This is a genomic window from Intestinibacter sp. (assembly GCF_051866655.1).
Taxonomy (GTDB): Bacteria; Bacillota; Clostridia; order Peptostreptococcales; family Peptostreptococcaceae; genus Intestinibacter.
Genome location: NZ_JBJDXL010000541.1, coordinates 1 through 2162 on the forward strand (window position 1 = coordinate 1; position 2162 = coordinate 2162).

Consider the following 2162-nt stretch of genomic DNA (forward strand, 5'->3'; position numbering starts at 1 on the left):
TGGAAAATTATCTATAAGCGATAAATAAAATTAAAACCGATACATGTACTGATGGATCTACACATGTATCGGTTTTTTTATCAAAAAAATGCAATTAATACAATATAAAAAATATTATCAATCGTAAAAATACAGCAATTGCAACGGTTTAAAGCATTAAAAAAATAAATAAAATTTACTTGAAATTCCACTAACTGGAAGCTGTATAATATATATTAATTAAAAAAGCCCTTAATGAGGAATGCGTTTAGTGGCATAGACGATATTTCCTTAAAATAAATTTACAATATTAAATCTCCAAATCTCCTACGACAGAAATTTGGAGATATTTTTTTATAATGCATAGGAAATTATATTCCTTTAAAAATTGTGAATAAAAATAATTTCCGTTATGCATTTCAAGAAAATCTACATTATGGATCTTTAGAATAAAGATTTTCTTACTCTAAAATTAATTTAGAAGACAATTCACTTACATTAAAGTTAGGAGACTTGTATTTTTTTAGTATATCCTTTAATAAAACGATGGAATCAGTTATATTCTTGTCTTTATGGTAAACCAAACTAAAATAGCGATTCCACTCATTTGTAGTGTTGAAAATAACATTCATCTTGTGATCAATGATATCCTTTTCCATTACACGCATCGGCATTAGAGCGAGACATCTGTTGTTGATTACTGCGTGTCTAATCGTGTCAGGAGAGCTCGCCTCCCAGACAATTTTTACCTTTAAGTTGTGTAATTTTAAAAATTCATCTAGCAATTCTCTAGTACCGCTGCCTTTTTCTCTGACTACGAACTTTTGATTTTCTAAATCGCTTAAGTGGATTTCCTTTTTAGTTGATAGAGGATGGTCTATACCACAGACTAAAACTAAGTAATCGTCTATCATTGGTATACTTATTAGGTCGTGTGATTTGATTTTTCCTTCTACTATAGCGACATCTAGATTCGATTCGAGCAATTTTTTCTCTATTACGCTGGTATTATTTACATATGCAAATGTGTCTAAATTCGGGTTGTAACTCTCTAGGTCGTTTAAAATATTAGATAACAAAATAGCTCCGACTGTAAGAGAAGCTCCGATTCTAAGAGTCTCTCTCTTGTAGTTTTCCTTCATAGATTTCTCTAGATTGTCGTACTGAGATACTAAGTTTTTTGCTTGAAAAAGTAAATATTTACCGGCTTCAGTAATATATAGCTTTTTAGAAAGTCTCTCAAATAATTTTACGCCGTAGTGCTCCTCTAATTCCCTGATAGCTTGACTGACTGTCGGCTGAGAGATATAAAGTTTCTTAGCTGCGAGACTCATCTTTTTATTTTCTGCTACAGCTATAAAAATTCGTAAATGTCTTATAGTCACAAAAACCCCTCCTGTTAAAAATTTCCAAAGAATATTTTAGTATAAATTGAATAATTAGCTTCGTTTTGGATAAAATACTAGTAAATCCTCTAATTCACGATAAACGTTATCAATAGGTTTTACCTATAATAATGATAAGATAATATCACTTTTCAAATACATATTCAAGTGGTAAAATAGTTCTTGTAAGTGGTTAACCATAATTTAGAAATTAATCCAATAAAGTCTATAATAAATACGATTAATATAGATAAAAATTTTATAAGGGGGAAGATAAAATGTCAGCATTAACAGTAAGTCCAGAAGATGTAAAAAGAGTTAAAGCATTAGGTTTTTTGAATAACAAAGGAACTGATAACTTTTCAGGAAGAGTATTAACAGTAAATGGTAAAATAACAGCAGAACAACATAAATGCATAGCAGAAGCAGCAGAATTATTTGGAAATGGAAACATAACTTTTACAACTCGTCTATCAGTAGAAGTTCAAGGTATACCATATGAAAAAATAGACGATTTCAGAAATTACGTTGCTAAAGCAGGTTTACAAACAGGTGGAACAGGAGCTAAGGTTCGTCCAGTAGTATCATGTAAAGGGACTACTTGTCAATACGGTCTATTAGATTCTTTCGCAATATCTGAAGAAATCCACAAGAGATTTTTCGAAGGATATTCAGATGTAGCTCTACCTCATAAATTTAAAATAGCAGTTGGTGGATGTCCAAATAACTGTCTAAAACCAGACTTAAACGATGTAGGTATAATAGGACAATTAGTACCAGCTCACGACCTTGAAAAAT

General features: G+C 30.6%; 1 protein-coding gene and 1 pseudogene. One reads left to right on the forward strand and one right to left on the reverse strand.

The window, feature by feature from the left end; translation table 11 throughout:
• Nucleotides 1-440: 440 nt before the first annotated feature.
• Nucleotides 441-1364 (reverse strand): LysR substrate-binding domain-containing protein, encoded by a 924-nt coding sequence (locus tag ACI3VO_RS16320; protein ID WP_439758927.1) that lies wholly within the window; start codon nucleotides 1362-1364, stop codon nucleotides 441-443.
• Between the two features lie 278 nt (nucleotides 1365-1642).
• On the opposite strand from ACI3VO_RS16320, the pseudogene ACI3VO_RS16325 reads away from it, so the two are divergent.
• Nucleotides 1643-2162 (forward strand): annotated as a pseudogene (locus ACI3VO_RS16325) ((4Fe-4S)-binding protein); the annotation flags it as partial.